The 457-nt window shown below is 74.4% G+C and carries 1 pseudogene; it reads left to right on the plus strand.

What is annotated here, in order from left to right:
* Positions 1-457: pseudogene (locus AC1DO7_RS41525) on the plus strand (hypothetical protein); the annotation flags it as partial.

The following is a 457-nucleotide window of genomic DNA, read 5'->3' on the forward strand; positions in this document are numbered from 1 at the left end:
GTGTTCGCCCCGCCGCCCGGACTGCAGGCTGCCGTGATGGAGGAAGCCGCGCGCCTGCAGGCGGCACAGGCCGCGCGGCGCGCGGCCGTGCTGACCGAAGTACGGCGCGGCGACGACACGCAGCGCGTGCTTGGCGCACCGGTCAGCGCGGCGGCGCAGGCATGGCTGCGCGAACAGGCCGAAGCCGCGCAGCAAGACGGCGATGCGCCGGCAAAGCCTGCGCCAGGACGCGCGGCACGCCGTTGGTGGCCCGCGCTGGGCGTGCTTGCAGCCACGCTCGGCGTCGCGGCGCTGTCGCTGCAGGTGGTGCTGCGCCAGCTCGATTTGCGGGACGGCGCCTTGCTGCTGCCGGACACGCCCCGCACCACGCAAAAGCCGGAGAAGCCGGAGACGCAGGAGAAGCAGGCTGAGACTGCGGCCGTGGCGGACAGCAAGACCGCGCAGCCAGGGCAAGCGC

The organism is Cupriavidus sp. 05N40 (genome assembly GCF_056397305.1).